We start from the raw sequence: 7,622 nt of genomic DNA, 5'->3' as shown, positions 1-7,622 counted from the left end.
CCCGAACACGGCCCCGGTGGGTGCCAGTACGAGTAGAAGAAGCCGCGGTCTCGGCGGACCGCAGATGGATGCCGGCGGCGCGTGCAGTGGCTGGATCGTCATGGCGTCTCCGCGATCACGCGGCGGGATTGCCGTACTGGCCGTTGAGCAGCTTGCTCGGCGACACGAACCGGTACCCGTCGTCGGCCAGGTTGGGCGCGTGCGATTCCGGCGAGTAGTGGTAGCGCGGGAGGAACGCCGTTCGCGCGTTGTCGAGAACTTCCTGGGTCTCGAGCGCCTCGGCGAGCTTCTGCGGATCCGCGGCGGAGCCGACCTTGTCGGCCGCGGCCGCAACGAGCCCGAACGGGTCGTAGTTGTCGGCGAGGATGAGCGTCGAAGGAATCGACCCCATCGATGCCATCGACGACACCATCGTGTTCACCGTCGTGTCCGCGGCGTCGTAGACGGTGCTCGGGAACACCTGCATCACCAGGTTGGAATCGGCCCGCGTGCCCAGAGCCCCGTCCGGCGCGGGCCTCGCGATCAGGGCAGTGCCGGAGACCGAGGTGTTGCCGATCAACGGGATGTTCCAGTCCAGTCGCTCGAGGCTCGTGAGCAGGTAACCCAGTGGCGCGCCGTACGCGTCGATGACCAGCGCCTGCGTGCCCTTGTTCTTCAGCGCCTGCAACTGGGCGGTCATGTCCAGTGCGGCCACGTCGTACTCCTCGGTGGCCGACATGCTGACGCCCTCGTCGGAGAGGGCGGAGTCCATCGCCTTACCGAATGCCTCACCGTAGGCGCTGCTTCCGTGGATGACACCCACCTGCTGGTAGCCCTTGCTCTTCGCGTACCGGGCGAGGGAGACGGCGTACTCGGTGGGTGAGGGCGACAGGTCGAAGTTGAGGGGGAACTCGCTCGGATCGGACGAGTTGTCGGTGGGGCCGACGTTGAACGACAGGATCTTGTTCTGCTTCAGGATCGGCAGCGTCGCCGCCGAGACCGTGGACGGGCCCGAGTTGAGGTAGAGGTCCGGCTTCTTGCCGGAGTTCACCGCGTCGCGCAGGTTGGACACCGCCTTGGTGGCGTCACCGCCGTCGTCGACGACGGTGAGTTCCACCGTGCGCCCGGCGATTCCGCCGTTCTTGTTGACCTCCTCGACGCCGGCCTTCGCGGCCAGGATCGAGGTCTGGGCATTCGCCGCCAACGAACCCTGGCCACTGATCGCCCCGGTGACCAGGACACGGTAGGGGCCGCCGTCCGAGGCGTCCTCGCCGGACGCCGAGCCGGAGCAGCCGGCGACGGCGACGGCGGAGGCCGCCAGTGCCGCGATGAACGCAGAATGCCGAATCTTCATGCAGGATCCCTCCGAATGGGCACGGCCGATGCCAGGCGATTGCCTGGGCGCGCTGACGCTAAGGGTGTGACGTGGATTACGTCAATAGCCTGTTCCGCCTCGGGAAGGCGGAGAAAGCTTGTGAGGCAACATTATTGAATGCATGTGAGCGTGCAGGAGCGGGCCGGAACCCGGTGTCGGGTCCGGCTCGTACTCGTTGGGATCGACGCTAGAGCGGGTGCGGCGCAGCGCCTACGGAGTCTCCCGCTGACCGGTCGGTTTGCTCGGCGCAGGCGGATTCAGGTTCCCGGGCGTATGCCGGTGGTGACGCGATGGTTGTGGAGTGCCTGCGGCCACGATCGTCGTCAACCACGTTGCGATCACCCAGCCGGACGTCGTGTCGGACGAGTCGGGGTCGGTGTTGTCGACCGGTGGCATCGGTGGGAGGTCGTCCATGCCTCGACTGTGCCCCRTCAGCGCAGTGGGTCGTGGGAGATCGACGACGCCGGTGTGCCGGTCCGCTGTAGCGCGTATGCGGTGGTCTTCACCATCGCCGGGGAACCGCAGATCTGCACCTGCCGGTCGGCCCAGGTTCCGAACTGCCCCACCACTCGGCCCAGCGGGCCGAGCAGGCGCTGGTGCATTCCCGGCGGCGGTTCGGGGCTGGGGTACGGGTGCCACCAGGGGTTCTCGTCTTCCTCGGTGACGGGCACGACCGTGAGCCAAGGGTTGCTCAGCGACAGGTGCCACAGCGTCTCGATGTCGTACAGGTCGCACGGGTACGTGCCGCCGACGAACAGGTGCACCCGCGGGTTGATGCCGCGATGGGCCATGTCCATGATCTGTGCGCGCAGCGGCGCGAGTCCGGTGCCGCCGGCGATCATCAGGACGTCCTGGCCGGAGTCGCGGTCCACGTGCAGACCGCCGAGCGGGGAACTGAGCTGCCAGCGGTCGCCGACCGCGGTCTCGTTGACCATCGCGGGGCTCACCCAACCGCCGGACACGCGCCGGACGTGGAACTCGAGCTGGCCGAACGGGTTGGTGGGCATCGCCGGCGACAGGTATCGCCACATCTGGGGCCGCTGCGGGATCTGGACGCTGAGGTACTGCCCGGCGGAGTAGGGGATCGGGGAGTCGGACTCGAGCCGGATGATCGCGAGGTCCCGCAGCACCCGCTCGTGGCTGACGACGGTCGCCTCCCACAGCGCGGGGAAGTCGTCGGCGTCGGCGGCATCGGACATCGTGGTGGTGATCAGGGCGATCAGCTCGCGCCACGCGGCATCGCTGTGCGGGCCCCACGGCCCGTCGGAGTCGGCGTCGCGCATCGCGTCGAGCAGTGCGTTGCCGGCGGCCGCGTAGTGCTCGCGCTGCACCCCGTACTTGCGATGATCGCGGCCCAGCTGCGCGAGGAACGGCAGCAGTCGGTCGGTGTCGTCGAGCCCGCGGACGATGAACTCGACCGCCGCGACGAGCTTGACCCGCTGGCCGTCCATCCCGGCCGGGAACAGCGAGCGGCTCTGCGGGATGCGGCCGAAGAACTGGGTGTAGAAGGTGTGGGCGAAGCGGTCGCGGGTGTCGGTAGACGAGGTGACGGCCGCAAATTGTGCACGAATGAGACTGATCTCGGCCGGTTCCACGTCGTCCTCCCTTGCATGCGGATCGGCTCCGACCGCAGTCGAGGATCGGAGCCGGTTACCAGTGTGCACCGCCGACGAGACCGTCCGGTTGTGGGCCTCGCCTAACCCGGGTGAGAATTCCCGAAGAATTCCGAAGTTGAGCGGAACAGACTCAACATTTCGTTCGTTGAGGAGAACGACAGCCGATCGGAATCCTCCGGCACGGCACAATGATCTTGTTCGTTCGTCGCAAGGAAGGTGACCAGTGGACTCATTCTCCCCCACCACCAAGACCCAGGCCGCGCTGACGGCTGCGTTGCAGTCGGCGTCCGCAGCAGGCAACCCGGACATCCGTCCCGCGCACCTGCTGGTGGCGCTGCTCGACCAGACCGACGGCATCGCCGCACCGCTGCTCAAGGCCGTCGGCGTCGATCCCACCGTGGTTCGACGTGAGGCCCAGGTGATGGTGGACCGGCTGCCGCGCGCCACCGGCGCCACCACCCAGCCGCAACTCGGCCGCGAGGCGATCGCCGCGATCACCGCCGCGCAGCACCTCGCCACCGAACTCGACGACGAGTACGTCTCCACCGAGCACGTCATGGTGGGTCTCGCGTCCGGAGATTCCGATGTCGCCAAGCTCCTCGTCGGGCACGGCGCCACCCCCGAGGCGCTGCGGGACGCGTTCACCGCCGTCCGCGGCAGCGCGCGCGTCACCAGCCCGGACCCGGAGGGCAGCTATCAGGCGCTCGAGAAGTACTCGACCGACCTCACCGCGCAGGCCCGCGAGGGCAAGCTCGACCCGGTGATCGGGCGGGACACCGAGATCCGGCGCGTGGTGCAGGTGCTGAGCCGTCGCACCAAGAACAACCCGGTGCTCATCGGCGAGCCGGGCGTCGGCAAGACCGCGATCGTCGAGGGTCTCGCGCAGCGCATCGTCGCCGGGGACGTCCCGGAGTCCCTGCGCGGCAAGACCGTCATCTCGCTCGACCTCGGATCGATGGTGGCCGGTGCCAAGTACCGCGGCGAGTTCGAGGAACGGCTCAAGGCCGTGCTCGACGACATCAAGAACTCGGCCGGCCAGGTCATCACGTTCATCGACGAGCTGCACACCATCGTCGGCGCCGGTGCGACCGGCGAGTCGGCGATGGACGCCGGCAACATGATCAAGCCGATGCTCGCCCGCGGTGAGCTGCGGCTGGTCGGCGCCACCACGCTCGACGAGTACCGCCAGTACATCGAGAAGGACGCCGCGCTCGAACGACGCTTCCAGCAGGTCCTCGTGGGCGAGCCGTCGGTGGAGGACACCGTCGGCATTCTGCGCGGACTCAAGGAGCGGTACGAGGTGCACCACGGCGTGCGCATCACCGACTCGGCGCTCGTTGCCGCCGCGACCCTGTCGGACCGCTACATCACCTCGCGCTTCCTGCCGGACAAGGCCATCGACCTCGTCGACGAGGCCGCGTCGCGGCTGCGCATGGAGATCGACTCGCGGCCCGTCGAGATCGACGAGGTGGAGCGCGTCGTGCGTCGTCTCGAGATCGAGGAGATGGCGCTGACCAAGGAGACCGACGCGGCCTCCCAGGACCGGCTCGAGAAGCTGCGCGAGGAACTCGCCGACGATCGGGAGAAGCTGCGCCAGCTCACCGCCCGGTGGCAGAACGAGAAGAACGCCATCGACTCGGTGCGCGAGGTCAAGGAACAGCTCGAGGCGCTGCGCGGCGAGGAGGATCGCGCCGAACGCGACGGCGACCTCGGCAAGGTCGCCGAACTGCGGTACGGCCGGATTCCCGAGCTGGAGAAGCAACTCGAGGCCGCCGCGGCCGTGTCGGACGGGGCGTCCGACGGTGCCGTCATGCTCAAGGAGGAGGTGGGTCCCGACGACGTCGCCGACGTCGTGTCCGCGTGGACCGGCATCCCCGCCGGCCGCATGATGGAGGGCGAGACCGCCAAGCTGCTGCGCATGGAGACCGAACTCGGCAAGCGCGTGGTCGGACAGGCGGACGCGGTGCAGGCGGTGTCCGACGCGGTGCGCCGCGCCCGGGCCGGCGTCGCCGACCCCAACCGGCCCACCGGCTCGTTCCTGTTCCTCGGTCCCACCGGCGTCGGCAAGACCGAGCTCGCGAAGGCGTTGGCCGAGTTCCTGTTCGACGACGAACGCGCGATGGTGCGGATCGACATGTCCGAGTACAGCGAGAAGCACTCGGTCGCGCGGCTCGTCGGTGCGCCCCCCGGCTACGTCGGTTACGAATCGGGTGGCCAGCTCACCGAGGCGGTGCGCCGACGGCCGTACACCGTCGTGCTGTTCGACGAGGTCGAGAAGGCACACCCGGACGTGTTCGACATCCTGCTCCAGGTGCTCGACGACGGCCGGCTCACCGACGGTCAGGGCCGCACGGTCGACTTCCGGAACACGATCCTGATCCTCACTTCCAACCTGGGTGCGGGCGGCGACCGTGAGCAGGTGATGGCGGCGGTGCGTTCGGCGTTCAAGCCGGAGTTCGTCAACCGGCTCGACGACGTCGTCGTCTTCGACCCGCTGTCGGAGGAGCAGCTCGAGTCGATCGTCGACATCCAGCTGGATCAGCTGGCGGCCCGGCTCGCGGCCCGACGGCTCGCGCTCGAGGTGGCGGACTCGGCCCGGTTCTGGCTCGCTGTGCGCGGCTACGACCCGCTGTACGGCGCGCGTCCGCTGCGCCGCCTCATCCAGCAGGCCATCGGCGACCAGCTGGCGAAGCTGCTGCTCGCGGGTACCGTCCGCGACGGCGACACGGTGCCGGTGACCGTCTCCGAGGACGGCGATCACCTGGTGCTCGGCTAGGCGCTGCGCGCCCGTGCGCCTTGTCGGTAGTAGCAGCTACCGGCTAGGCGCACGGGCCGTCAGGCCTCGAGTTCCTTGATTCGCTCCGCGGCCTCGCGTAACCGCTTCTTGCGTGCCTCGTCCTCGGACTCCTTGAGCTCGCCGTAGAGCTCCTCGTCCGAGTCGCTGAACCCCAGGATCATCCGCGGTAGGCCGAGTGTGACGATCAGGCTGGGCCACACCACCCACGCGTAGTCCCAGTCGACGACGTTGTTCAGGATCAGGAACGCCACCAGGGTGAGGCCGAGTACGAGCCAGTCGAGCGATTCGATCCACTTGCCGCGCCGCAGCAGTGACGCGAGCTCGGTCTCCGTGCTCTGCTGCGACGCCGGCATGGCGGCGTCGGCCGTACCGCTGACGGTGAACGGCACCTTGACGATTGCGCCGCCGTCCGCGCGCAGGGGTACGCCGCCGGGCAGATCCCGGAACGATTGCTGCACGCCGTCGAGCGTGCGTGCGTCCGCGATGCTGCCGGTGCGCTCGTAGAACTCGTCGACGTCCAATCGTCCTGCCGCGTAGTGCTCGCCGATCGCATTCAGCGCGTGCAGGCGCTCGTCGTCACTCAGTCGCAGACCACCGTCGCCGGATGTGCCGGTCACCGCCGTCACCTCCCAGTCGGACCCGAATCGTGTGGGTTCGATGGTAGCCGCCGGTCACACACCGTCTCGGGGTCGCCTACTCGGTCGTGAAACTCTTGCAGCCGGATTCGACGACCCGGTCGACGTGCAGGCCTGGTCAGCCCGTGAACGGCGGGACGAAGAAGCACGGGACCGGCCGCGGATGCTCCGGGTCGAGTGCGTTGAGGACGTGCGTCGCGGCGATCGGATCCGCGGCGATGCCCGCGTGTTCGGCGTAGTCCAGTGAACAGGCGTCCTGTACGACGATGTTGGTGGCGTTCGGGGCCTCGACGAAGCCGGCCGTATACGGCACGACGGCCTCGTCGTAGCGGGTCATGATGTTGGTGTACGTCACCTGCGGGACGTAGGGCCCGCCCTCGTTCATCTTGTTCATGAAGTCGGTGCCGGCCGCCATCTGGAAGCACGCCCCGCACAGCTGCTCGACCGTCTGCGCCTGAACCTCTTGCAGTCCCAAGCGTTTGACCGTCGGAGCCAGTTGGGAGACGCCGAGGGCGTCGATGCCCTTCCACAGCGGCGCCAGCGAGACGTACTTGTCGACCTTGTCGGCACCGCCGAGGAACTTCAGGTAGTAGCTGGGCATCAGCGTGCCCTGCGAGTGCCCGACGAGGTTCACCTTCGTCGCGCCGGTCGACGCGAGCACGCGGTCGACGAAGTCGCCGAACTGCTGCGCACTCTGCTCGATCGGCAGCATCCCGCCGATCGCGCTGACCGGCCACGGCATGCCCGGCACGCCGCCGTACGTCAGGGAGAAGACGCAGTACCCCTCGTTCGCGAGCAGAGGTGCGTACTTGCCCCAGTTGGTCTGCTGTCCGCCGCCGGTGCCGTGCACCAGGATCACCGGTTCGGGGTGCTCGGCCGTCGGCTTGCACGAGAAGTCGTTGGAACCGGGCAGCGATCCGGCGGGATTGGTCAACTCCGGCAGGATGCCGGAGAAGAATCCGTCCGGCACCGGCAACGGGGGAGCGGGAGCCGCCCCGGCCGTGCCGCCGATCAGTAGTGCTCCCGAAACCGCGATTACCAGCCCTGCGAACAACTTTCGCACGTAGTGTCCCTTCGTCCGGTGTGCCGTCCCGACCGCTCGAGGAACCTAACACAGGCGATACCGCCCGTAACGTGAAAATCGTGGACTGAAACACATGTGGTCCCCGCCGCCGACAGCTCGCGATGCACTTCGGCCCGACACCTTCTATGAGGTGCCG

General features: G+C 68.2%; 5 protein-coding genes. 1 reads left to right on the top strand and 4 read right to left on the bottom strand.

Annotated elements, in window-relative coordinates:
* Positions 1-115: 115 nt before the first annotated feature.
* Positions 116-1,333, bottom strand: a complete 1,218-nt coding sequence (locus tag AB4Z09_RS24640) for an ABC transporter substrate-binding protein (RefSeq protein WP_442240885.1) — start codon at positions 1,331-1,333, stop codon at positions 116-118.
* A gap of 452 nt (positions 1,334-1,785) precedes the next feature.
* Positions 1,786-2,949 carry an FAD-binding oxidoreductase gene (locus tag AB4Z09_RS24635; RefSeq protein ID WP_174913029.1) on the bottom strand — a complete coding sequence of 388 codons (1,164 nt, stop codon included), beginning with the start codon at positions 2,947-2,949 and terminating at the stop codon, positions 1,786-1,788.
* A gap of 244 nt (positions 2,950-3,193) precedes the next feature.
* Here AB4Z09_RS24635 and clpB point away from each other — a divergent pair, with 244 nt between their 5' ends.
* Positions 3,194-5,746, top strand: coding sequence for an ATP-dependent chaperone ClpB (gene clpB, locus AB4Z09_RS24630; RefSeq protein ID WP_442240884.1), 2,553 nt, complete (start codon positions 3,194-3,196; stop codon positions 5,744-5,746).
* A gap of 59 nt (positions 5,747-5,805) precedes the next feature.
* Here the strand turns inward: clpB and AB4Z09_RS24625 are convergent, their stop codons facing one another.
* Positions 5,806-6,384, bottom strand: a complete 579-nt coding sequence (locus AB4Z09_RS24625; protein WP_429516050.1) for a DUF1707 SHOCT-like domain-containing protein — start codon at positions 6,382-6,384, stop codon at positions 5,806-5,808.
* A gap of 136 nt (positions 6,385-6,520) precedes the next feature.
* Positions 6,521-7,465 carry an esterase/lipase family protein gene (locus AB4Z09_RS24620; protein ID WP_114721576.1) on the bottom strand — a complete coding sequence of 315 codons (945 nt, stop codon included), beginning with the start codon at positions 7,463-7,465 and terminating at the stop codon, positions 6,521-6,523.
* Positions 7,466-7,622 lie beyond the last annotated feature (157 nt).

Origin of the sequence: Rhodococcus sp. TAF43 (genome assembly GCF_052113525.1) — a bacterium.
Taxonomy (GTDB): Bacteria; Actinomycetota; Actinomycetes; order Mycobacteriales; family Mycobacteriaceae; genus Prescottella.
Note: the sequence above shows the minus strand (reverse complement) of the source record. Positions and strands in the feature narration are given on the sequence as shown.

What these genes read in the sequence shown, in the direction of transcription:
- AB4Z09_RS24640 (WP_442240885.1), bottom strand. Translation starts at nt 1,333, where the DNA reads ATGAAGATTCGGCATTCTGCGTTCATCGCGGCACTGGCGGCCTCCGCC.